Below are 23,355 nucleotides of genomic sequence, written 5' to 3' on the forward strand. Positions count from 1 at the left end.
GCTTCGCAAGATTTCGATTCAACTATGGCAGTCCAAAAGAGCAGCTAAAAACTCTACTCATTTGGACAGATATTTAAGCTTATCTACTACAGCCCCTTATTCTTATATGGCCAGTACATTTTCCGATAGTCGTCAAATTAGCGTAGTTTCAACTTTTTCTGAATTGATACACTCAAATTTTCAAAAAAACATGAATGCGATTTGCTGGCATCGAAATCTAATTGGTGATTTCAAAGAGATTGTTGATAAACTTGAGTTAAAAGAGAATATTACAGAAATCTCGATAGAAGACCTTCTAGAGCTGAAACTCTCGGAAAATGGACATTTAGCAAGAGACATTATTTTAAAAGATATGCAATTATTAACTGATTTTGGTGCATCACCTGTACTGAATTTGCTTAAAAATTATCAAAGAGATGAAGATCTCGATTTTATTTCCACAGATGTTTATTCATATCATATCGATCGTTCACCGATCGAGACTGATACATTTTTATGTACTTATTTTGGTCCAGCCAGTGACATTTTACCCAACGATCAAGTTGAGCAAAAAATTAAGATTCCAGCAATTAGAGAAAAACTTAAAGAGCTGTATCATGGCCCAGAAGATGAATTCGACATGTTCCTAGAAGACCATTTTTTCGATCTACATTATCAGCCTAAACCTGATGCAAACCCTTTGAACTTAGGCTCAGGACATCTTTGGCGATTGGCAGTAGATCATCCCAAACAGCAAGTTTTACCTTGTGTTCATCGTGCGCCCACTGAAAGAAAAAATGAGTATAGATTGTTGTTGATTTGCTAAAACAAATTTGTCATTTCAATTCAATATAACTCAATGGCATTCTATAGGACTCTCTAGAAGCCATGAGTCGATCGAAGGTGTAAGTTTAGAAGCGCTACTATTCCAAATTTTGTTTAATGATCTTCAATGAATCATTTAAACGGTCAATATCAGAAGGCTTTAGTCCTTTAAAACTATCTTCAAACAACACAACCGTCATTTCATTAATCTTTTTGACCATCTCTTCACCTTGTTGTGTCAATTTAACTCGAGTCACTCGGTTGTCATCGGGACACAACATGGTTTCAATCAAATTCTCTTCACGCAAACGAATTAAAATTTTGGTAGTCGTTGATATTTTTATTAACGTCATTTCCGATAAATCAGAAACGCTTGCATCTGGATAAAGATAAGCCGCCAATAAAATACGACGTCTAGAATTATCTAAACCGTATTTTTTTAAAGAGTTGTCCATTTTGGCAACATACAAACCATAGACTTGTGTAATCCAGTAGTAAGGAAAATTATCTAGATTAAATTCGTCATGATTTGGAAAAAATTTGGAATACTTATTTGACATAAAAAAATGATTCATCCATAAACTATGGGATAAAAGAAAAATTCAGACAACAGCTAAAAACTATGACCATTTTAGAGTATTTATTTTTTTAAAATCAATATACTAGTGTAATAATTTTCATCATAATTACTATGTTTTTTGGCATAATTTTATAAAATTAACCATTCATTAAAACTAAGTCTATGATCTTATATACATAGTTTTCATAAGTTGTCCATTTAAAAAATTATGAAATTTAGCAGTTTATTCAAGCAGCAAAGTCCATATCTAATTCAAACCTGAACTTTTTTTAAAAAACTCCAGATCTGCTGTAGAGAGGAATCTTTGTTTAACTTATTCCTTAAAATAAAAATTTCTTGCTGAATGCTAAATTTTGTATCGGCTAAAATTTTGACTTTATTCGTTGCCAGTTCATCTTCAATCGTAATTCTAGGTAACCACGCTACGCCTGCTCCTTGCATTACAAAATCTTTTAAATTATTTGCATGATCTGTTTCATATAAAATCCGATAATTTAATTGGTTTAATATGACTTGATCCACTAGATTTCTTAAGTATGCATTTTTACTATATGAAAGTAATGGAAAATGTTTATTAATATCAAACTTAGCTTCGCCATTATTATGAGTAATACAAACTGGAATAATTTCAGTTTGCCCTAATTTTAAATAATCAATAATATCAGTATTTATTTGATTGATTTTATTATGATCAATGTAACCAATAAAAAAATCACACGCTCCTTCTTTTAAAAGCTTAAAACCCTCTCCCACATTCGCAGCAATTAACTCAATTTTAAACTCTTGTAAATGCTCTGGAAATAGCTGAATAAACTTTGAAAAAAACGTTGAACTTAGTGAATGAACGACAGCAAAACGAACCGTAATTTCTTTTGATCTATTTAAATTATTTAATAAAGCCAACGTTGCCTGTAATTGATTTTCTATACTTTTAGCGGTCGCAAGTAAAATCTGTCCTGCATCGGTAAACTCAAGATGCCGACTGTCTCTATCTAAAATTGGAAAGCCTAATGCTTGCTCAAGCTGTTGAATTCGTCTGGTAAATGCAGATTGGCTAACAAATCTTCGTTCTGCGGCTTTAGAAATTGATCGTTCTTGTTCAAGGGTTAAAAGATCTTCAATCCAGCGAATTTCAAGGCTCATGTGTATGGTCTAAGCGTAAGATCATCAAATTATAATCACAGTATGCAAATTTTGCATAGCAAATTTAATCTATGCATTAGAAATTATTTCTTACCAATTTTATGATGAATTATCTTCTTCAGATAGACAAAAAAATGAACGCCGAAATTTTAACACGTACAGAGAAAGATCTTTTAGGTTTTCGTGAAGTACCCAATCAATGTTATTTTGGAATTCAAACTTTAAGAGCGATAGAAAACTTTAACTTAAGTTCAAATAAAATAGAACAATTTCCAAATATAATTAAGTCTTTGGCAATGGTTAAATTGGCTTGTGCTCAAGCAAATAATCAACTTGATAAATTAGATAATACAAAACTTGAAGCCATTAAATATGCTTGTGAAAAACTTGTAAATGGATCATTCCATGAACAATTCCCAATTGATATGATTCAGGGAGGGGCTGGAACTTCAACCAATATGAATGCAAATGAGGTGATTGCCAATATTGGACTTGAATATTTAAATCATAAAAAAGGCGAATATCAATATTTACATCCAAATAATGATGTGAATATGTCACAATCCACTAATGATGTATACCCTACTGCAATTCGCTTAGGCTTGTTATTTAGTTTAGATGATCTAAATAAACCATTTGAAGACATCATTGCAAGTTTGCGCGCCAAAGGTCAGGAGTTTTCTCATATTTTGAAAATGGGACGTACCCAACTTCAAGATGCGGTACCGATGACACTCGGTCAGGAATTTCATGCTTTTGCTGCGACACTTGAAAAAGATTTAGCCCAAATCAATAGCATTGCACCAAACACGTTGAATTATATGAATTTGGGTGGCACAGCAATTGGTACAGGGATTAATACTGAGTATCGTTATACGCAACTTGCGATTCAGGCTTTGTCTGAAATTAGCCAAAAAAATATTCAGTCTGCACCAGATTTGATTGAAGCCACTTCAGATATGGGCGATTTTGTCCTTTTATCGGGTTTGCTAAAACGTACAGCAACGAAACTTTCAAAAATTGCCAATGATCTGCGCTTATTGTCCAGCGGTCCGCGTACAGGAATTAATGAAATTAATCTTGAAGCGCGTCAGCCAGGTAGTTCAATTATGCCAGGCAAAGTCAATCCTGTTATTCCTGAAGCATTAAATCTGGTTTGTTTCCAGATTATTGCAAATGATCTAGCGGTTACTTTGGCAGCCGAAGCAGGTCAGCTTCAATTGAACGCAATGGAACCATTGATTGCATTTAAATTATTTGAATCCATTGAGTTGTTATCTCGTGCTTTGGTAATGTTTAGAACCAAATGTATTGATACCGTGACTGCCAATGCCGAGCATTGTAAAGCTCAAGTAGAAAATTCGATTGGAATCGTGACTGCACTCAATCCATATTTAGGTTATGAAACAACGACTCGTATTGCCAAAACTGCAAATGAATCAGGTTTAAGCGTTCTTAGTTTAATTCGTGAAGAACAGCTTTTATCGGATGAAGTGATTGCTGAGATTTTAGCGATTGATAATATGGTCAAACCTAAAGACGCAGCTTAAGCATTTAATCAATAAAGGCGCTTTAAAGCGCCTTTATTTTTGAATATAAATATGATTTACCAATCTACTTTTGCACTTAAAACAAACGTAATTGGTTCTCCTGCACCAGAGTTGACAACCAGTTTTTTACTTTGCCATGATTTTTGTAATAGATCTGGATTAACGCTTTCAATCTGTACCCGTTTTCCATTGAAATTAAAGCTTTGACCTGTTTCAAGCACAATGGGTTCAAAACGATGATGCACAGAATAAATTTTAGTTTTCGATTCAATCATACTGACACGAACCTGATCATGATCGTAGTTGACAATAAATTGAGTCCCTAATGCCTGTACTTGGATATCTCCTAAATCAACCACAAAAGGTCTACTACGATCTTTGGCGACATGAACCAATATATTTCCTTTAAATAGATGTATTTTTCTCTGATCCAAATTGTATTGTAGATTGTACGCTGTTTGACCCGCCATCTGAATGGAGCTTTGATCAGATAAAATATTCTGTTGCCATTGTTGCGCTTCCGTTGAATGATCTGCGTTCCAACGTTGATAAGGTAATTGTGAAACAATCCAAGCCGTAATCACCGCAATGATTAAACTGCCGCCCCATAATAGAGGTGCTGTTTTTTTCTTGGTCGACGTTTTTCTTAAAATATTATTCTGTACCACTGGATGTTGTGATCGTAGATTTTGAGCTTTAAGTACATCTACTTGATTTAAAAATTGTTGTAATTCTTCAAAAGTTTTTAAATGCTCAGGACTTTGCTGTTTCCAATGTTCAAGTTGACTCAAATCATCCTGAGAATAGTCACCAGAACTTAATGTAATTAACCATTCTGCTGCTTCGTTTACAATTTGTTGGTCAGGTTTTGACATGAACATTCGTCTTATTATAAGAATATATTTATAAATCTGATTTTAACACAGCATAACAATGACTTAAGGTTTTAACCAAATCATGATGAATGGTTTTACTGGTCACGTTTAATTGTTTGGCAATCTCGACCAGACTCAAATCATCAATGTAATGCATCAGAAATGCAAGTTGCTGCCGTTCAGGTAAACCATCCAAAACCTTCGCAAGTTGATTGAGTATATCTATCGCAAGTACAGTTTGTTCTGGACTAATATCATAACTGAGGTTTTGCTGAGTCAAATATTCAAGATAAGCTTGCTCTATTTTTTGATGTCTTGCCCGATCAATTAAAATCCGTTTCGCCGTCGTGGTTAAATAAGCTTTGGGCTGTTGAATGTCGAGCAATCCCTGACTACGAATCAATTTGGTAAATGTATCTTGTAAAACATCTTCGGCATTTTCAGCCGAGCCTAATTTTTTATACAACCAACCATATAACCAGCTATAGTGAACTTTATATAGCTCTGCTATGTAATGCGTGATGATTTGTTGATTTGCCGTCATGATAGTAACGTCACACCGTCAGAAATGTGGCTAATGTATCAGTAATGAGAATTACTATCAATTTTATTTAAAATTAATTTTACAACATTAGTCTCTGCCCCATCCTGTGCCTAATGCTGCAATCAGTTGCATTGAATTGATCATCTGACGTTGTTGTAATTCCAGTCGATCTTGTTCTGCTTGCAAACGTAAGTTTTGTGCTGTAACTACTTCTAAATAACTGACCAGTCCAGAATTATAACGCTGAGTGACAACACGTTCATTTTCATGGGCTAGATTTAACAATTGAGCTTGCTCAGAAACTTGTTGTTTTAGACTTGCTGATTGCATTAATCCATCTTCCACTTCTTTCCAACCCGTCAACACTGTTTGCTTATATGCAGCCAGTTTTTCATCATAATTGGCTTGTGCTTGATCGATCCCCGCTTTGCGTTTTCCGCCATCAAATACTGTCGCTGCGGTATTTAAACCGATTGACCAGAGATAGTTTGGCGATTGAAAAAGTTGTGAAAATATATTGTTATTTAAGCTTCCATTTAAACCAATACTTAGGTCTGGAAGCCATGCGGTTTGCGCTAAACCAAGTTGTGCATGCGTTGCAGCCAGTTCTCGTTCAGTGCGAATTACATCTGGTCGCTGAATTAATAAATGACTTGGAATCTGGACAGGAATTGTAGGGACATTAAACTGAGCTGTTTGTTTGCCAAGATGAAACTGAACAACCGTTTGACCGAGTAATACAGCGAGGATATTTTCTTGTAAATTTCTTTCACGTTGTCGTTCAATTTGTTGAATTTCGACTTGTTTGAGCTGTGTTTCTGCCTGAATAACATCTGCACGAGCGATCATACCCGCCTGATATTGATTTTTTAAAATTTGCACCGAACGTGCATAACTTTGCCGAGTTTGTCTAAGTACATCAAGCTGTAAATCTAATAATCGAATATTCCAGTAGCTTTGCGCTGCTAAAAGTTGCTGATTAAGCTTGACCGCGGCTAAGTCTGCCTGTGAAGCCTCCAGATTGGCTTGCTGTCCCTCTACAGCTTTGGCCACTCTGCCCCATAAGTCAGGCACCCAACTGGCTTGTATTCCTGCACTAAATTGGCTAGTCGCCTTATTATTTTTACTGCCATTCCGATTTGCCGAGCCTTCGACGCCTAAGCTGGGTAAACGTGCGGAACGTTGTTCATCAAGTAAAGCGATCGCATTGCGATATCGCGCTTCGGCCTGTTTTAAAGTTAAATTTTCTGTATTAAGTTGTTGAATCAAAGTATTGAGCTTTGCATCTTGATAAAGTTGCCACCACTGAGATGTCTGTGGCGTCAAAGTTTGAGTTTGTACCCAATTTAATGAAGCATATTTATACTGCATATCTGCCTGAATAACAGGTTGTTGATAAGCAGGTGGATGCGTCACTATATTTGAACTACACCCTACAAGTAGTAAGACACAGCTAAAACTAGGTAGATGTTTAGATAAAATCGAACTGATCACTTTTCTATTTTCCTATCTATTTCTATCTTCTATAGCCAAAGGCATTGGTAATATTGAATTGTTTACACATTTGAGCCAGTTTCTCTAACAAGAGATACATTACAGGTGTGGTATAAAGGGTTAATAATTGACCCAATGCCAAACCACCCACGATCACAATGCCCAAAGGTTGTCGTAGTTCAGAACCTTCAGTTGTACTGAATGCCAATGGAATAGCACCTAATAAAGCTGCGGTATTGGTCATTAAAATGGGACGAAATCGCAATGCTGCCGCAGATAGAATCGATTCAAATGCTGTCTTGCCCAGCCGACGTTGCTGTAAGGTGAAATCAATCAGTAAAATTGCATTTTTTACAACAATTCCAATTAATAAAAACATGCCCAGTAAGGCAATCAGGCTAAATTCAAAATTAAATAGCCAAAGTGTGAGTAAACCGCCCAAAGCCACAGCAGGAACCGTTGACAGTATCGTCAATGGATGGAGCATACTTTCATAAGTTACGCCTAACACGATATAAATCAGCACAATCACTGCTAAAAGTAACATCGGTGTGCTTAAGCCTGCTTGTAAACTTTCGGCTTCTACATCTTTATCTGTTGCAACAAAAATCTGATTAGGCAGCATGACCTGTGGCAATACACCACGAATCGCGGTCTCGGCTTGTTCAGCGGTGTAACCTTGTTTAAGTACATAGCCAATACCCATTGCGGCATATTGGTTGCGTCGATGTACGCGATCATTTGTAATTCCATATGACCATGTTGCAAAGTTAGTCAGTGGTACATATTCACCGTTTTGATTCGGAACTTTGATATTTGCCAATGATTCTGGATTTTCAGTAAAACGCTTATCAATTTCCATCACCACATGAAATTGATTGGTTTGATCATAAATGGTCGAAATTTGTCGTTGTGAAAATGAGTTGTTCAGTACACTGGAAATACTTTCAATATCAACGCCCAAGCGCCGTGCGGCTTCTCGATGAATATCGAGCGTGACATGTTGCGCGCCTTCATCGCCTAAAGTTTCCACCTCTTCAAGCTCAGGTAATTTTTGCATGGCCTCTGCAACTTTCGGCGCCCATTTTCTAAGTAAGGCAACATCATCCGATTGCAATAACAGCAAATAGTCCTGCCCTCCACTTGCAGCAAAAAGATCTTCCAGATCAAGATCCTGTTGAACTCTTGCCGAAAATATTGCCCCTGCTAACCACGGAGCATTTAGACGAATTCTTTCAGCAATTTCATGCGTTGTCTGACCATCGCGTTCAGCTTTAGGTTTTAAACTAACCATAAAAAAGGAATTGGTGGTTCCACCAGCGCCGCCAGAAGTTCCAATCACATCTTTGATGGCAGGATCTTTGAGCAAACTTTGGCTAAATGTCAAAATTTTAGGCTGCATAATCTGAAAAGAAAAACCATCATCCCCTCGAATGAATGTTTCGATTCGGCCTGTATCCTGCTCAGGTAAAATCTTTTTAGGCAAACTTTGATATAAATAGATTGAACCCGCAATTGCACCTAACCAAAGTAGTATCGCGAGATAAGCATGACGCATGATCCACTTTAATGAATGCAAATAATGCTGTGTTAAGTACTGCATCATGCGTTGGCTATATGTATATAAAACTTGATGATTCTGCGAATTTAAAGGCTTTAAACAACGGGCCGATAGACTTGGAGTTAAAATTAAAGAAACAAAAACTGAGAGAATAACAATGAAAACCAGTGTAAGCGAAAACTCCCTAAATAGCCGCTCAATGACCCCACCCATAAATAATACGGAGATAAAAATCACAATCAGTGCCAGATTCATGGCAATCAGCGTAAATCCAACCTCCCGAACGCCTTGAATAGCTGCATTAAATGGTGTTTCCCCCTGTTCAATGTGACGTTCAATATTTTCAAGGACGACAATAGCATCATCTACAACTAATCCAATCGCAACAATGACTGCCATAATAGATAAATTGTTCAGCGAAAAACCTGCCAAATAAACCAGACTTGTCGCGCCAATCAAAGTAACCAACATGGCGATGGTCGGCACAATTGCACTTTGTAGTCTTCCTAACATCAGCGCAACCACAATCACAACCAATAGCATAGAAAAAAGCAAGGTATCACGCGCTTCTTTTAAACCTGCATGAATAATTTCAGAACCATCCATGACTGTTGTCAACTGTGCATCGGCAGGAATCAGAGAATTTAATTCAGGGAGTTTTGCCTTGATTTTTTCAATCGATGCGATGGTATTGGCATTGGGTTGTCTGCTGATTTTAATAATGACCGCAGGTTCACCATTATGGAAACCACTGACATAATGGTTCTCAACCGAATCTTCTACTTTTGCAATATCTTTTAGTCTGACAATACCCTGCGGTGTTTGATGGATAATTAAATTGTCAAAATCTGCCGCAGCTTTCAGATCGGTTGAAAGTGCAACTTGCCAACGATGTTGCTGATTTTCAATGACACCTAATGACTGTACTACATTACTTTTTTCAACTGCCTGTCGAACTTGCTCCAAAGAAACTCCTTGTGAAATCAGAGCATTTGGATTTAACACAATACGCACTGCAGGCATTGACGCACCATCAATTTCAACTTCACCAACACCACTGATTTGGGCAAGATTGGGTTGTAACTGATTGGTTGCCAACTCATATAATTGACCTGCAGATAAATATTTGGAACTCAGCGCAAGATAAAAAATTGGGCTTTGACTGGGGTTGACCTTAAAATATTCGGGAGGGCTAGGCATACCAGAAGGCAATTGAGATATTGCGGCATTGATAGCAGCCTGTACTTCACGCGCTGCTTCATTGATATCTGTATCTAGATCAAAATGCAACGTGACTTGGGTCGAGTTTTGGCTACTAGATGAATTAATCGCTTTGACGCCAGACACCCCCATCATGGCGCGCTCCAGTGGCGTTGCCACTGTAGCCGACATGCTTTCAGGACTTGCACCTGGTAAATTTGCACGTACTACAATGGTAGGAATATCTGCCTGAGGCAAAGCCGCGACGGGTAACCGAAAATATGCCAATATACCAAGCAAAATCATGGCAATGCCCAATAAAACGCTAGCAACAGGTCGATGAACAAACAGAGCAAAGATATTCAAGTGATTGCTCCTGATTCATCAACAGATGGGTTTATCTTGTTCTCCTGATGCTTGACTGGTTGTAAACGATCGAAAAACAGATAAACCACAGGCGTGGTAAATAAAGTGAGAATTTGGCTTAGGATAAGACCACCAACCATTACAATACCTAATGGCTGACGTAATTCAGCGCCAGAACCAGACGCTAGCATGAGAGGAATTGCGCCGACAAGTGCGGCTAATGTCGTCATTAAAATTGGTCTAAAACGCATTAAGGCAGCCTGATAAATCGCTTGTTCAGGAGATAAACCTTCATTGCGTTGGGCTGCCAGTGCAAAATCGACCATCATGATGCCGTTTTTTTTCACGAGTCCAATGAGTAAAATAATTCCGATCAGCGCGATCATATCGAGTGGCTGATTGACCATAAATAATGCCAATAATGCACCAATGGCTGCGGACGGTAGCGTAGAAAGAATGGTAATGGGATGAATAAAACTTTCGTACAAAATACCCAATACAATGTACATCGTGACAATTGCAGCCATGACTAACCAGAAAGTATGTTGTCGCGAATTTTCAAAAGCGGCTGCCGCGCCTTGTAAACTCAGATTGATTTCAGCAGGAGGTTTTAGTTCCTGTTCTACTCGCTTGATCGCTTGAATTGCTTCGCCAAGTGATACACCTTGCGCCAGATTAAATGAAATGGTATTGGCTGGAAATTGGGCTTGTTGTTGCAAAACACTCGCTACTCTTTTTTGCTCAATACTTGCAACAGCACTCAGTTGGATTGCTTCACCATATGCATTATGAATATAGGTCTGGTTTAAAGCATCAAGCCCTTGGGTCAATGCAGGATCAAGTTCCAATACAATCCGATATTGATTGGACTGTGTGTACAACGTCGCAATCTGGCGTTGTGCAAATAAATTTTGCAATGCCAGACTGATATCTTCAATGGAAAGCCCTAAACGCGCTGCGGCATCTCGATTGACATCGATATATGCCTGCAATGCTTGTCCACCATTTTCACTGGTGACATCTGAAAATTCAGGCTGTTGCTTTAATGCATCAACTAAAACAGGTGTCCATTGTTGTAAATCCTGAGTTTTTGCTGAGCTGAGACTGAGTTGATATTGGGTACGACTAATTTTGTCTTCAATACTTAGTTCCTGAACGGGCTGCATCCAAGCATGAATCCCTTGTACATCAGCAAGTTGATCTCGTAATCGATCAATTACCTGCTCCGCAGAACTTCGCTCTGCATGTGGTTTTAAATTAATTAAAATACGACCATTACTGAGTTTTGGATTATTGGCATCAATGCCAATAAATGAGGACAAACTCGCAACAGCGGGATCTTTTAAAATCTGTGCGGCCAAGTTTTGCTGACGTTCACTCATCGCCTGAAAAGAAATATCATCTGGTGCTTCAGTCACCACTTGGATGACACCACTATCCTGCACAGGAAAAAATCCTTTCGGAATCATCCAATACAAAACACCTGCTAAAATCACGGTACTCAACATAATACCGAGCATGAGTGGCTGATGTTTAAATACCCACTGTAATGCTTTTGCATAGCGGTCAATGACTTGATCCAGACTCCATCGGCTATTTTTTTGATGATGTTTATTTTCTTTAAGTAAGTAAGCACACATCATCGGCGTCAGTGTTAAAGACACTACTAAAGAAAGTGCAATCGCTGCTGCTAAAGTCACCGCGAATTCATGAAATAAGCGTCCGACGACATCGCCCATAAACAGCAATGGAATCAAAACGGCAATTAATGAAATAGTCAGTGAAATCAGGGTAAATCCAATTTCCTTAGAACCTTTGAGTGCAGCCTGTAATAAATTTTCTCCTGCTTCACGATGCCGCGTAATATTTTCCAGCATGACAATCGCATCATCAACCACAAAACCCGTGGCGATGGTCAGTGCCATGAGCGTCAGGTTATTTACCGAGAACCCGAGAAAATACATCAATACAAAAGTGCCAATAATCGACAATGGCACGGCAATACTGGGAATTATGGTCGCGGACAAATGTCTTAAGAAAAGGAAAGTGACCATCACCACCAGACACACTGCAAAAACCAGTTCTTTTTGTACATCACGGATCGAACTCCGAATGCTTTCAGTACGATCCGTCAAGACTCGAATTTTTACACTTTCAGGTAGATTTTTTTGCAATTCAGGTAAAATATTTTTGATCTGGTCTGCGACCTGAATCACATTGGCATTGGGCTGACGTTGTACATTGACTAAGATTGCAGACTGCTGATCTGCCCAAGCTGCCATATAGCGGTCTTCACTTCCTTCCTGAATCTGTGCAACATCTTTCAAACGAATAGGTGCACCATTGTTCCAGCGCAAAATCAAATTCTCATAATCTGCAATAGAACGAATCTGATCATTGGCATCTAGCATCGTGGTTCGATATGGCCCATCAAAACTGCCTTTAGGCTGATTGGCATTGGCGGAATTAATGGCTGAACGAACATCTTCAGCACTCATTTTATAAGCTGCCAGTGCTGTTGGATTCATTTGAACACGTATAGCGGGACGTTGCCCACCCGCCAAACTGACCATTCCCACACCAGATAATTGTGATAATTTTTGTGCGATGCGAGTATCCACCATGTCATAAACAGTGGTGAGCGGCAAAGTATCTGAACTGACCGCCAAAGTAATCACCGGCACATCGGCAGGATTTACTTTTCGGTAAATAGGTGGCGTCGGTAGATCATTGGGCAATTTACTACTTGCTGTACTCAATGCCGACTGAACTTCTTGTTCAACCACCCCTAACTTAGCACTCAGTTCAAATTGTAAAGTAATGACAGATGCACCAATGGAACTGTTTGAGGACATCTGCTTGAGTCCAGCAATTTTGCCCATTTCACGTTCGAGTGGTGCTGTAATGGTTCTTTGAACCGTATCCGGATTAGCACCTGGTTGAAAGGTATAGACCTGAATAATGGGATAATCCACTTGCGGTAATGCCGAAACAGGTAAAAACCGCCAAATCAACAAGCCACTAAATAGCAGTGCCAGCATTAACAAAGTGGTGGCAACGGGCCGTAGAATAAAGAAACGGGAAATATTCATTGCACTTAACCACGTGCTGTTTTTGTTGTTGCAGATGGCGCTTTTTCATCTTGAACAACTTGAGCTTCTTTACCTTCAGAAAGACGGTCTATTCCTTCTAAAACGACTCGCTCATTGCCTTGTAATCCTTCTAAAATCTCTGTTTGTCCATTCGAACTCATCCCCAGTTTAAGCATGCGAATTTCAGCTTTATTGTCTTTATTAATGATATAAACATAAGCCCCTTTAGCACCGTTTTGAATTGCATCTGTGGGAATATTGATTGCATTTTGAATGGTTTGAGCATTTAAACGGACATTGACAAATTGATTTGGAAATAACGCATCATCGAGATTTTCAAAAATAGCTTTGAGTTTTAAAGTCCCTGTATGGGTATCAATCTGATTATCAAGTGCTTCCACATATCCTGTCGCAAGCTGTTTTTTTTCTGAGCGATCCCACGCAGTAACTTGAACTTTCTGACCCTTTTGCACAGAAGCTCGCAACATGTCCAGATAATTTTCTGCCACCACAAACTGTACATAAATTGGATGTACCTGTGTAATACTGACCAACCCCGCTTCTTCATTGGCTTGTATTAAATTTCCTGCATCTTTTTGTTTAAAGCCGACACGACCTTCAATGGGCGCATAAATTCGGGTATAGGAAAGTTGTAACTTTGCTGCATCGACCTGTGCCTGATTCGCCTGAATTTGTCCTTTTAACTGATTCACTAACGCTTGTTGCTGTTCAACTTGTTGTCTGGCGATCGAATCTTGTTTAAAAAGTAATTGATATCTGTTTAATTCACTTTCAGCATTACGCAGTTGAGCCAGATTTTGCTGTTGGGTTCCCTGTGCCTGAGCTAAAGCAACATTAAAGGGTGCTGAATCAATCTGGGCTAAAAGTTGACCTTTGCTGACGTATTGCCCGTCTTTAAAATAAATTTTTTGTAAAACACCCGATACCTGACTTTGTACTTTGACCAAATGAGCTGGAATAACTGTCCCAATTGCTTTAATTTCAAATTGCATATCATTTCGTTGTACAGGGATTACACGTACAGGTACAGGTTTACTCCACTGGCTGTATTCCTGTATTGGAACTTGATTCGATTTCCACCAATAGATTGCTATGGCAATTGCCAAGATGACAATTACGAATAGCACTAACCATTTTGTATTTTTTGGGAGAGTTTGAGATTTTTTTTCAACATTCAACGGTTGTTCTATCATTACATTCACTTAAATCGATATCAATATTGATCAAATAACCTTCATCCCGCTTCCCCTTTAAAGCATGTTTAATGGGATGAAAATTGCATTTGTATTAACTAAGACGTTTGAAGCAGCGAAAAAGGTTCAATCTTCGTGTAAGGAATTGTATATTATTTTTATAAACGATTCTCATTATTATTAAAAATAGCTTAAATTTTTCAAAAAAATCCAATTAAATTTTATTTTTAGTTTTTATTGACTATAAATTTTTTTCATAAGCCCCTCTTATCTCTAGCGATGGCAAGAAAATAAAGGGGTTTTTAAATAACTATGAAAGAAGTCTAATGATCAATGAGCTCTATTGATCCGATATCAGCCATTTATTCTGAACATTGACACGTTTTGGAATAAAAATAAGAGAACACAGTAATAGAATCCCAGCAATCCAGTAAGGCAATTCGTTTTTATAGTGGTAAAGCAGCGTTGCAATCAATGGTGAAACCAGCATCGACAGGCCCTGTGCCGCAGAAATGAGTCCTGATGCAGCCCCTTGTTCATGAGCATCAACAGCAAGTGAAGTCATGGTATTGATCATCGGCAGAATTAAACCGCCCCCAATACCCATAATCACAGCACTGAAGATAAAGAAAAATAAACCCTGAGTAAGTGTAAATAAAATCGTTCCAAGCGCCATGCATAAAATTCCTATGCCAAGTAGGAATAGATGACGTTTAGGTTTTAACTTGGAGATCAAAACTTGTACGATAATTAAAGTCAAACCGACAGCACTGAGTGTCATTCCGCCAACAGTCGCACTTTGTTGCTGTGTCGCTAAATTTAAATGGTCTTTGCTAAAAAAACCGATACACATATTAAAAGTAAAAATGCAATTCATGGTGAGGAACATCACCAATACTTCAAACCAGATGCGTGAATCTGTCATTTTTAGATGTGTTTTCTCAGAAAGCTCTAAAACCAGTCTGTCACTTTCCTGTACTTTAAAATAAGTCAACATCAAGGCAAATAAAGGTAAAATTGCTGCACAGTAAAAAGCAAAACTTAGATCTAAACCCGCTAACAAACCTCCGATAAAAGGCCCTAAAAAAACCGCAATACCCGCCGCTGCACCTAGCATGGCAATCTTTGACGCACGTTCTTCAGGTTCATAATGATCTGCAATATAACCCACCATGACTGGATTGATCCCAGAGAAAAAAGCAGCAATAATACAGCGCAAAATCAGCATCACCGATAACATGATTAAAATGCTTAAGGGGTGTTGCAGTGTGTAACCAATAAAAACAGCCCATATCAAATAAAAGATAAAGAAACCCAATGTGAGCGGTAATAATACTTTTTTACGTCCCAACTCATCACTACGCTGTCCCCAGAATTTTGCACTGAGCATCCAAAATAAACCTGAAAGACTGACAATCAAACCTGCATGCCATTCTTGGAGACCTTGTGTCCTAATCACTGGTCCAATGGCTGGTAAAATCATCATAAAAGCCATTTGTAGTAGCATATAACTTAAAAACAACGCCTTAATATTATTCATTTTTTAGCTGACCTATCTTTAATTTCGCATGATTTTAAATTATTTCAACCTTAATTATAATGATAACTATTATCATTTAAAAGTGATTTATCGTCTTCGGGTGGTCGTTATCGCAAATAAAAGGACTCAAAATGCACCCAACAGCAAATTTCATAACAAAATCATCTATTGTAATTCGTATGAAAATCTCAATATATCTTCCTGACTAATTGTAATATACGATGTAAACTAATCCTTAAACGTTAAATTTCATATTTAATCAATAGCTTATAAACTTCATAAATTTAACATAAATTTAATAAGTTTTCAGATTATAAAGGAGTTATCCATGACCACCCTGCCAAACACTATGCGACATATCGAAATCTCACAACCGGGTGAACCTGAAGTTTTAAAAATTGTTGAAGCTGAGACTCCTCAACCGAAATCCAATGAAATTTTGATTCAGGTCAAAGCTGCTGGAATCAATCGTCCTGATGTATTGCAGCGTAAAGGACTCTATCCTATGCCTAAAGGAGTTACCCCGATTCCTGGACTTGAAGTTGCAGGGATTGTGGCTGCGATTGGTGAGAATGTTCGAGATTTTAAAATTGGTGATCGAGTTTGTGCACTCACTAATGGTGGTGGTTATGCAGAATATTGCATCGTACCTGCAACTCAAACGCTAATTATTCCAGAAAATTTAAATTTTGTTCAAGCAGCAGCAATTCCTGAGACCTATTACACAGTGTGGGCAAATCTGTTTGATATTGGTCAACTCAAAGTTGGAGAAACTGCCTTGATTCACGGGGGTGCAAGCGGGATCGGAACAACCGCTCTCTCCATTTGCCATGCGTTGGGTATTCAGACTTTTTGTACAGTAGGAACTGATGCGAAAGTTGATGAACTTAGCGAGATAAGTACAGCAATCAACTATAAAAAAGATGATTTTGAAAAAGTTGTCTTAGAAAAAACAGAGCAAAAAGGCGTTGATGTTATTTTGGATATTGTGGGTGCGAAATATTTTACCCAAAATATGAATCTGCTTAAACGAGATGGACGTTTGGTTATTCTTGGTTTTATGGGTGGACGTATCGCAAAAGAGTTTGACTTACAACAACTCATTTTAAAGCGAGCAAAAGTCACAGGTTCAACCATGCGCGCACGTACTGATCAGGAAAAAGCTGAAATTACTCAATCATTAAAGCAAACGGTTTGGCCATTATTAGAACAAGGTAAAAGCCTTCCTATTATTTATAAAACCTTTGCATTTGAAGATGTGGCGAAAGCACATACAACAATGGAGCAAAGTGAGCATATTGGTAAAATTGTCTTGGAACTAAACTAGTTTATAATTTTGGGAGGAACACAACCTCCCTTTTATTCAAATAAAATTCTGAACCGAGTGCAAAGGAAAATTTTCTCTACAAATGAATAAGTATTATATTATAACAATATTCAAGATTTAAGATGCCTGCATGATTTCTGTCAAATATTTATTGAGTACAAGTCTTTTTATCTTAGGATTAACCGCATGTAGCCAATCCCCGCAAAGAACCTCATTTCCTGAAAATATTGCTAAAACTCCGGAAATTAAAAAATTACATAAACATACGCCTGTTTCTTATTTTGTCTGGATTGCACATCCGCGTAATGCCGATCGAGTGAAAAGTTATAAATACTATTTACAGCAACAAGGTGTGCAACTCGTTGCTCCAGATTTTGAATTTTTCCGTTCAGCGCGGGGTTGGCAAGAATGCCATTATGATGAATACGATGTGCCAGAACCGAATGTATGGCCGAATATTGTTCCAACTCTAAATTTGTTATCGCATTTAGTCAAAAATGGCATATTGGATGATTTCGAACTGACTTCTGGCTATCGTTCCCCTACCCTAAATAGCTGTGTAAATGGAGCGAAGTCATCGAGTCATATGCAAAACGCAGCAGTTGACTTTCGCATAGGTCCAGAATTTCCCAATGCAAATGATCGCATCGCCATCGCAAATAGTAAGCTAAAACTGTGCAAATTTTGGCAAACTGAAGGACAAAAATATAATATGGGTTTAGGCGTCTACAGTACAGGTCAAATTCATATCGATACCAAAGGCTTTCGGACTTGGGGACCTGATTTAAGCTGGCACAGTTCAATCTGCGCAGAGATCATCCCTTAAGAAAAAGATGTGCCATTATATCTTTACTGGAGTTAGAGTGATTTGGTACATTTTTGTCCAGAAAGCTTGCCAAAGTGTTAAATAACACTGGGCAATGTCACGTAGTTCTGATTCATTTTCTGGGTGAATCGCCTGAATGAAAAGTGACCAAAGATCATTCGCATGGTTATCATCATTGGCTAGATTGTCCTGATCATTGGCAAAACCGTGACATGCGTAATAGCCCTGATCAAACATTTCACCAAATTTTTTCAGATTAATATGTAAGGCTTCACTAAAAATAATGACCTGTTTTTCAGTAATAGATAAAATAACTAATAATGCTAAATAATTGTCATAGTGTTCACGAATAAAACTTTGAACCTCTAAAGCTTCAGATTCAATATTGTTTTGAGAAAGAGGATCTGCACCAAAGGTTTCCAAAATTTTTAAATAATAAGCAAGATGAGACTTCGCAGCAGAACTCTGCTCAAGTTGCGCAGTATCAAATCCTAATTCATCCAGTAAATTAAGAGAAAGCAAATAACGTGCATAAATTTTGGATAAAATTCGATTTTGAGTATAAATATTTGAATTATTTTCCAACTGTTGTGCTTGAAAAATCAGCATACTCAAGGCATCGGTAAAAATTTTTACGATACAATTTAAATAATTGATATGTATTATTTTTAACTGTTGTAGATCTAACTGTTGCGCTTTCAGATTTTTTAAAATATTGTGCTCAAATAAAGCATGCTGATCAATCTCTACTCTGAACTGTTTCACTAACTCTGTATTGGATGTCCATATATCAACTGGTATCGCATTTTGAATAAAAGCAATTGCTTCAGTACGTGAGTGTTCAGATTGCGTAAATGAAAGATTCTGAATCATGGATTTATACTTCATATACAGAGTATTCAGTATATAAAAAAACAAATAACTGATCTATAGTCAAACTCGATGAACGATAAAAAATTTTAAAAATAAATAAGTTATGGCAAATCAGACGCAATAAAATCGGCTATTTGAGCTGATCGTTCGTATTATCTTATAAATGTAACAAAACCACGCTAAGTGGTTAAATTTTTATCACATTTTCATTTAAGCTTTAACTTAAATGTTATACTGTAGAAATTATTTACTAAATTATCTAATTATCGCCGCTGTACGCCAAATGATGATGTATTTAGCAGGAATCCAAAAATATGTCGAAAAAAGATGACATTATTCATACCGCCTTACGTCTTTTTAACGCCAATAGCTATAACTCAGTTGGTGTAGATCGTATTATTCAAGAGTCAGGTGTTGCTAAAATGACTTTTTATAAATACTTTCCTTCAAAAGCCAGACTGATCGAAGAATGTTTAGATCAACGTAATATGAATTTACAAGAATCTCTAACTGCGTCATTAGACGCATGCAATGAAAATGACTTTCTAGGTCGAATTAAAGCGATTTATTTTTGGTATTCGGCATGGTTTCATACTGATGATTTTAATGGCTGTATGTTTCAAAAAGCAGTCGAAGAGGTCTTTAAAATCTATCCTTCCACCATTCGTCCAGCACTTGAATATAAAGAATGGTTGACTAGTACAATTCTTGACTTATTGCAGCATCTTCAAATAAAAAAAACTGCCTCTCTTGCCAATTTACTGGTGAGTATTTTGGATGGGATGACCATGCAAGCACAAATTGATAAAGATTCAGTTGATATTGATGAATATTGGGCCCGCGTTGAACGTTTGATTGAATTTGAAAGACAAATGTAAAGAAATAAAGCGTGAGTGATATTCTTATTTTATTTTTATCATTGTTTTATTTCACGCTTGCGTCTGAAACCTAAGCAACTTTATCAATAAAATAAATTTATTTAAAAAGTTGAATGTGCATAATTAAATTATGCCTTCTTATTTATTAGTACATATACGTGGAGATTTATGTACTAATCTTAGAAAACATAATGATGTTGATTTTCATGCTTGTACCCTCTCTTTGTTTTATCAAACTTAACAATCTAAAATTATTATAAAGTTATACATACAGGTCTGTATGAATGCTTCTTATTATAAATAAGTTCTAGAAAAGCACAACTTTTTTTTCAAATGACATCTTTTTAGATTTTCCGCATTCACTCATGATTTGTTCTAATTATGCTTTTGTAGCGTTATTATTTTTATAAAATTCCTGTAAAATTAATCCTGTTAAGATTTTATTTCACGTCATTTGGATGCATTCGTTCTATACTAATGCCCGCGGTAAAATTGAGGGTAAAAAGATGCAAAAAGAGTTCCAAATCGAGCAGATGAGAAATTCAGCCGATAAGGTTGTGACTATTTTAAAGTCTCTGGCGAATACAGATCGCTTACTTATTTTGTGCCATCTTGCACAAGAAGAACTCAACGTATCTCAGATTGAAGAACGAACACATATTACACAGCCCACACTTTCGCAACAGTTAATGATGTTACGTAAAAGTGAAGTGGTCGATACCCGTCGTGCAGGTAAGCAGATTTTTTACTCAATCAAAGACCAAAAAATGGTTGAAGTTTTAGGCACACTTTATCGTCTTTATTGTCCCATTATGATTTAGATTTTTTATTGGATATCATTACCTTACTGTTTTAAATTCAGTATTTTTTTGAACTCTTTTAAAAAAAACTTAAGCTTCAAGGTCATTCTGTATAAAATACTTTTTTGCTGATTTAGCTGTATGTCGCTAAGGCTTGTTTATGTTATCGATTTTTTCTCGTCTGAGTCTTGTTACCAAGATATTGATTGCCATTATTTTAGGTTTTTTTGTAGCTGTATTTTTCCCAAGTTTTACGCCTTATTTAAGTTTACTTGGCGAGTTATTTATTAAAGCATTAAAGTCGGTTGCTCCCATTTTAGTTTTTGTGTTGGTGATGAGCTCTATTGCCAATTTTAAAGTGGGTCATAATGCCAATCTAAGACCTATACTAATTTTGTACGCTGTTGGCATGATTTTAGCTGCCTTATGTGCGATTGTGGCCAGCCATTTTTTCCCAAGTTTTTTGTATCTCAATGCTGATGCTCAAACCGAGCTACAGCCTGCAAGTAGCCTGAGTGAGATTTTAAAAAATCTACTGCTGAGTTTTGTAGCAAATCCCGTGCAAGCGATTGCTGAAGCAAACTTTATTGGCATCTTGGGTTGGGCTGTTGGCTTGGGTATTGCTTTACGACATAGTTCAGATACAACTAAACAAGTTTTGACAGATATATCGCTAGCGGTGAATCAAATTATTCAAGTGGTGATTAGTTTTGCACCGTTGGGTATTTTTGGTCTTGTTGCAGTGACATTTGCCGATGCAGGTTTGGCAACTTTAAAAAATTATGCTCAGTTAATTGCGGTTTTATTAGGCACTATGGTTTTTGTCGCTTTGGTCATCAACCCAATTTTAGTGGCAATCGTGATTCGTTCAAATCCATACCCTCTCGTGCTGAAATGTTTAAGAGAAAGTGGCATCACTGCATTTTTCACTCGAAGCTCAGCAGCCAATATTCCAGTCAATCTAGATTTGGCCAAACGTTTAGGGGTAAATGAGGCAACCGCTAGCGTTGCTATCCCGCTTGGTGCCACGATTAATATGGCCGGAGCGGCAGTGACAATTACGGTATTAACGCTGGCAGCCGTGCATACTTTAGGTATTCATGTTGATATTCTTACTATGATTATTCTATCTATTGTTGCTACAGTATCAGCATGCGGTGCTTCAGGTGTTGCTGGCGGTTCATTATTATTAATTCCAGTAGCCTGTGGTTTATTCGGTATTCCTTCTGATGTCGCTATGCAAGTCGTTGCGATTGGCATGGTGATTAGTGTATTACAGGATTCAAGCGAAACTGCACTGAATTCATCAACAGATGTGATATTTACAGCAGCGGTTGATATTGCATCAAAAAAATAACTATCGCTCAGGTTGAGGTCTTATGCCTTTTCAAAGTTTACCAAATTGGGTGCAATTTGCAGCTTTTTTACTCGCGATGAATGCTGGAATGATTAACGTATTGTCATTGATTACAGTGTTGCATCAATCCATTTCTCATATGACAGGCAATGTCAGTATGTTGGCAATGGATTTGGTAGACTGGAAAGTCCATAATATTATTTATCTGGTTTTTGTTATTGTTTGCTTCGTACTTGGTTCATTTTATAGTGGCTTTATACTTGGAAATAGTCAGTTCCAGTTAGGTCGTCGCTATGGTATTCCACTAAGTCTGGTGGCTTTATTTATTTTTATTTCGTGGTTGCTACTTCCATATTTCCCTCGTTATGGGCTACTTTGGGCATGTGCAGCCATGGGAATACAAAATGCGATGGTGAGTCACTATAAAGGTACAATTATTCGTACCACACATTTATCGGGAGTTCTCACCGATATTGGTTTGGCTCTTGGTTATAAAGCACGAGGTTTACCGCTAGACAAACGCCGTATTACTTTGCATTTGCTGATTTTAATCGGATTCTTTTTGGGTGGAGTCGCTGCCGCGCTGATCCATCCGCTACTCTCTATTCAGGCCTTTTTAGTTCCTGCAACTTTAAGTTTGATTCTCAGTATCGCTTACTGGTTCATTTATCTTCGTCATTCTTCTTTGCATCAATAGTTTTGGAAATAGTTATGGTTAAAAATGCACTACAGGCACAACTGCTTAAAGCAGGTTTAGTCGATAATAAAAAAGCAAAAAAGTTGAATAAACAAACTCAACACGAACACCGCACGGGTCAAAGTAATGAAGCCGAGTTAAAAGCGAATATTGAAAAGAATAAGCTTGACAAGCTTGAAAAGGATCAAGCACTCAATCAGGAAAAACAGCGTCTGTTAGAAGAAAAAGCATTAAAAGCAGCTATTATTCAGATGATTTCTCAACATAAAATCAAAGAATTTGAAGGTGATATCGCCTACCAGTTTATTGACGACAACAAAGTCAAAAAGGTCTATATCTCTCAGACTATTTATAATGCCTTAGTGTCTGGTAGTTTAGTGATTGCAAAGGATCAGGAAAGCTACGCCTATTTGCCTAAAGCACTGGCTGATAAAATTAACCAGAAGATGGAAGGATTTATTCTGGTCAATCATGCTCAAAGCAATGAGCAAACCACCGATGAGGAAGATCCATACGCGGCTTATGTTATTCCAGACGATTTAATGTGGTAACTCTACTGAGTTAAATATTTGATTTTATTATTGTAAAAAGTCTGATTTAAATCGTATAAAAAAAGTATCTTTATACAATGTTA

The 23,355-nt window shown here is 37.3% G+C and carries 19 protein-coding genes and 1 pseudogene; 10 read left to right on the forward strand and 10 right to left on the reverse strand.

What is annotated here, in order from left to right:
* Positions 1-77 (forward strand): annotated as a pseudogene (locus F944_RS17490) (IS1595 family transposase); the annotation flags it as partial.
* Positions 78-106: 29 nt separating this feature from the next.
* Positions 107-805 (forward strand): DUF1826 domain-containing protein, encoded by a 699-nt coding sequence (locus tag F944_RS05090; protein ID WP_010588628.1) that lies wholly within the window; start codon positions 107-109, stop codon positions 803-805.
* A gap of 97 nt (positions 806-902) precedes the next feature.
* On the opposite strand, the gene F944_RS05095 is transcribed toward F944_RS05090, so the two are convergent.
* The gene (locus tag F944_RS05095) at positions 903-1,364 is read right to left on the reverse strand and encodes a MarR family winged helix-turn-helix transcriptional regulator (RefSeq protein ID WP_004987730.1); all 462 of its coding nucleotides are present in this window, start codon (positions 1,362-1,364) and stop codon (positions 903-905) included.
* 272 nt (positions 1,365-1,636) lie between these two features.
* Positions 1,637-2,527: a LysR substrate-binding domain-containing protein gene (locus F944_RS05100; RefSeq protein ID WP_004987732.1), complete on the reverse strand. Its 891-nt coding sequence runs from the start codon at positions 2,525-2,527 to the stop codon at positions 1,637-1,639.
* 134 nt (positions 2,528-2,661) lie between these two features.
* On the opposite strand from F944_RS05100, the gene F944_RS05105 reads away from it, so the two are divergent.
* Positions 2,662-4,077 (forward strand): aspartate ammonia-lyase, encoded by a 1,416-nt coding sequence (locus F944_RS05105; RefSeq protein ID WP_010588629.1) that lies wholly within the window; start codon positions 2,662-2,664, stop codon positions 4,075-4,077.
* 56 nt (positions 4,078-4,133) lie between these two features.
* Here the strand turns inward: F944_RS05105 and F944_RS05110 are convergent, their stop codons facing one another.
* From F944_RS05110 to F944_RS05140, 7 genes are all read right to left on the reverse strand, one after another.
* Positions 4,134-4,952 carry a FecR family protein gene (locus F944_RS05110; protein WP_004987737.1) on the reverse strand — a complete coding sequence of 273 codons (819 nt, stop codon included), beginning with the start codon at positions 4,950-4,952 and terminating at the stop codon, positions 4,134-4,136.
* Positions 4,953-4,980: 28 nt separating this feature from the next.
* Complete coding sequence (locus F944_RS05115) at positions 4,981-5,496, reverse strand: RNA polymerase sigma factor (RefSeq protein WP_004987739.1); 516 nt, start codon at positions 5,494-5,496, stop codon at positions 4,981-4,983.
* Between the two features lie 87 nt (positions 5,497-5,583).
* Positions 5,584-6,990 carry an efflux transporter outer membrane subunit gene (locus F944_RS05120; protein WP_004987740.1) on the reverse strand — a complete coding sequence of 469 codons (1,407 nt, stop codon included), beginning with the start codon at positions 6,988-6,990 and terminating at the stop codon, positions 5,584-5,586.
* A gap of 22 nt (positions 6,991-7,012) precedes the next feature.
* The gene (locus tag F944_RS05125; RefSeq protein WP_004987741.1) at positions 7,013-10,117 is read right to left on the reverse strand and encodes an efflux RND transporter permease subunit; all 3,105 of its coding nucleotides are present in this window, start codon (positions 10,115-10,117) and stop codon (positions 7,013-7,015) included.
* Positions 10,114-13,209 (reverse strand): multidrug efflux RND transporter permease subunit, encoded by a 3,096-nt coding sequence (locus F944_RS05130; RefSeq protein ID WP_004987742.1) that lies wholly within the window; start codon positions 13,207-13,209, stop codon positions 10,114-10,116. Before F944_RS05130 ends, F944_RS05125 begins: the two co-directional genes overlap by 4 nt.
* A 5-nt stretch (positions 13,210-13,214) precedes the next feature.
* The gene (locus F944_RS05135) at positions 13,215-14,423 is read right to left on the reverse strand and encodes an efflux RND transporter periplasmic adaptor subunit (protein ID WP_004987743.1); all 1,209 of its coding nucleotides are present in this window, start codon (positions 14,421-14,423) and stop codon (positions 13,215-13,217) included.
* A 340-nt stretch (positions 14,424-14,763) separates the two neighbouring features.
* Positions 14,764-15,963 (reverse strand): MFS transporter, encoded by a 1,200-nt coding sequence (locus tag F944_RS05140; protein ID WP_004987744.1) that lies wholly within the window; start codon positions 15,961-15,963, stop codon positions 14,764-14,766.
* A 328-nt stretch (positions 15,964-16,291) separates the two neighbouring features.
* Here F944_RS05140 and F944_RS05145 point away from each other — a divergent pair, with 328 nt between their 5' ends.
* Both F944_RS05145 and F944_RS05150 read left to right on the forward strand, forming a co-directional pair.
* Complete coding sequence (locus F944_RS05145; protein WP_004987745.1) at positions 16,292-17,290, forward strand: NAD(P)H-quinone oxidoreductase; 999 nt, start codon at positions 16,292-16,294, stop codon at positions 17,288-17,290.
* 130 nt (positions 17,291-17,420) lie between these two features.
* Positions 17,421-18,116 carry a YcbK family protein gene (locus F944_RS05150; protein ID WP_004987751.1) on the forward strand — a complete coding sequence of 232 codons (696 nt, stop codon included), beginning with the start codon at positions 17,421-17,423 and terminating at the stop codon, positions 18,114-18,116.
* A gap of 15 nt (positions 18,117-18,131) precedes the next feature.
* Here the strand turns inward: F944_RS05150 and F944_RS05155 are convergent, their stop codons facing one another.
* Positions 18,132-18,989: a hypothetical protein gene (locus F944_RS05155; RefSeq protein WP_004987756.1), complete on the reverse strand. Its 858-nt coding sequence runs from the start codon at positions 18,987-18,989 to the stop codon at positions 18,132-18,134.
* A gap of 314 nt (positions 18,990-19,303) precedes the next feature.
* On the opposite strand from F944_RS05155, the gene F944_RS05160 reads away from it, so the two are divergent.
* From F944_RS05160 to F944_RS05180, 5 genes are all read left to right on the forward strand, one after another.
* On the forward strand, positions 19,304-19,867 hold the full coding sequence (locus F944_RS05160; protein WP_004987758.1) for a TetR/AcrR family transcriptional regulator: 564 nt from the start codon (positions 19,304-19,306) through the stop codon (positions 19,865-19,867).
* Between the two features lie 506 nt (positions 19,868-20,373).
* Complete coding sequence (locus F944_RS05165) at positions 20,374-20,688, forward strand: ArsR/SmtB family transcription factor (protein WP_004987759.1); 315 nt, start codon at positions 20,374-20,376, stop codon at positions 20,686-20,688.
* Between the two features lie 139 nt (positions 20,689-20,827).
* The gene (sstT, locus tag F944_RS05170; RefSeq protein WP_004987761.1) at positions 20,828-22,024 is read left to right on the forward strand and encodes a serine/threonine transporter SstT; all 1,197 of its coding nucleotides are present in this window, start codon (positions 20,828-20,830) and stop codon (positions 22,022-22,024) included.
* Between the two features lie 22 nt (positions 22,025-22,046).
* Complete coding sequence (locus F944_RS05175) at positions 22,047-22,721, forward strand: YoaK family protein (RefSeq protein ID WP_004987763.1); 675 nt, start codon at positions 22,047-22,049, stop codon at positions 22,719-22,721.
* Positions 22,722-22,735: 14 nt separating this feature from the next.
* The gene (locus tag F944_RS05180; RefSeq protein ID WP_004987765.1) at positions 22,736-23,272 is read left to right on the forward strand and encodes a DUF2058 domain-containing protein; all 537 of its coding nucleotides are present in this window, start codon (positions 22,736-22,738) and stop codon (positions 23,270-23,272) included.
* Positions 23,273-23,355 lie beyond the last annotated feature (83 nt).

This window comes from Acinetobacter ursingii DSM 16037 = CIP 107286, assembly GCF_000368825.1.
Classification (GTDB): Bacteria; Pseudomonadota; Gammaproteobacteria; order Pseudomonadales; family Moraxellaceae; genus Acinetobacter; species Acinetobacter ursingii.

What these genes read in the sequence shown, in the direction of transcription:
- F944_RS05090 (WP_010588628.1), top strand. Translation starts at nt 107, where the DNA reads ATGGCCAGTACATTTTCCGATAGTCGTCAAATTAGCGTAGTTTCAACT.
- F944_RS05095 (WP_004987730.1), bottom strand. Translation starts at nt 1,364, where the DNA reads ATGTCAAATAAGTATTCCAAATTTTTTCCAAATCATGACGAATTTAAT.
- F944_RS05100 (WP_004987732.1), bottom strand. Translation starts at nt 2,527, where the DNA reads ATGAGCCTTGAAATTCGCTGGATTGAAGATCTTTTAACCCTTGAACAA.
- F944_RS05105 (WP_010588629.1), top strand. Translation starts at nt 2,662, where the DNA reads ATGAACGCCGAAATTTTAACACGTACAGAGAAAGATCTTTTAGGTTTT.
- F944_RS05110 (WP_004987737.1), bottom strand. Translation starts at nt 4,952, where the DNA reads ATGTCAAAACCTGACCAACAAATTGTAAACGAAGCAGCAGAATGGTTA.
- F944_RS05115 (WP_004987739.1), bottom strand. Translation starts at nt 5,496, where the DNA reads ATGACGGCAAATCAACAAATCATCACGCATTACATAGCAGAGCTATAT.
- F944_RS05130 (WP_004987742.1), bottom strand. Translation starts at nt 13,209, where the DNA reads ATGAATATTTCCCGTTTCTTTATTCTACGGCCCGTTGCCACCACTTTG.
- F944_RS05135 (WP_004987743.1), bottom strand. Translation starts at nt 14,423, where the DNA reads ATGATAGAACAACCGTTGAATGTTGAAAAAAAATCTCAAACTCTCCCA.
- F944_RS05140 (WP_004987744.1), bottom strand. Translation starts at nt 15,963, where the DNA reads ATGAATAATATTAAGGCGTTGTTTTTAAGTTATATGCTACTACAAATG.
- F944_RS05145 (WP_004987745.1), top strand. Translation starts at nt 16,292, where the DNA reads ATGACCACCCTGCCAAACACTATGCGACATATCGAAATCTCACAACCG.
- F944_RS05150 (WP_004987751.1), top strand. Translation starts at nt 17,421, where the DNA reads ATGATTTCTGTCAAATATTTATTGAGTACAAGTCTTTTTATCTTAGGA.
- F944_RS05155 (WP_004987756.1), bottom strand. Translation starts at nt 18,989, where the DNA reads ATGATTCAGAATCTTTCATTTACGCAATCTGAACACTCACGTACTGAA.
- F944_RS05160 (WP_004987758.1), top strand. Translation starts at nt 19,304, where the DNA reads ATGTCGAAAAAAGATGACATTATTCATACCGCCTTACGTCTTTTTAAC.
- F944_RS05165 (WP_004987759.1), top strand. Translation starts at nt 20,374, where the DNA reads ATGCAAAAAGAGTTCCAAATCGAGCAGATGAGAAATTCAGCCGATAAG.
- sstT (WP_004987761.1), top strand. Translation starts at nt 20,828, where the DNA reads ATGTTATCGATTTTTTCTCGTCTGAGTCTTGTTACCAAGATATTGATT.
- F944_RS05175 (WP_004987763.1), top strand. Translation starts at nt 22,047, where the DNA reads ATGCCTTTTCAAAGTTTACCAAATTGGGTGCAATTTGCAGCTTTTTTA.
- F944_RS05180 (WP_004987765.1), top strand. Translation starts at nt 22,736, where the DNA reads ATGGTTAAAAATGCACTACAGGCACAACTGCTTAAAGCAGGTTTAGTC.